Consider the following 297-nt stretch of genomic DNA (forward strand, 5'->3'; position numbering starts at 1 on the left):
GCCCTGAAACCGTCTCGCAGACGTTTGGCGCTCGAGCCGATCCGGCGATCCTTCTGATCATGGGCGCCATGGCTTCGATGCTCTGGTGGCCGGAAGCCTTCTGCCGGCAGCTCGCCGAGCGCGGCCGCTTCGTCATCCGCTACGACAATCGCGATACGGGCCTGTCGACCAAATATACGCCGGGCGAGCCGCCTTATACGTTCGAGGACATGGTGGACGATGCCATCCGGGTGCTCGACGATCACCTGATAGGCGAGGCGCATGTCGCCGGCATGTCGATGGGCGGCATGATCGCGC

1 protein-coding gene is annotated in these 297 nt (G+C 64.3%); it reads left to right on the forward strand.

What is annotated here, in order from left to right; all coding sequences use genetic code 11:
- The coding region (locus EN859_RS37025; RefSeq protein ID WP_135913734.1) for an alpha/beta hydrolase at nucleotides 1–297 on the forward strand (297 nt) is incomplete at both ends.

Origin of the sequence: Mesorhizobium sp. M00.F.Ca.ET.216.01.1.1 (assembly GCF_004010325.2) — a bacterium.
Taxonomy (GTDB): domain Bacteria; phylum Pseudomonadota; class Alphaproteobacteria; order Rhizobiales; family Rhizobiaceae; genus Mesorhizobium.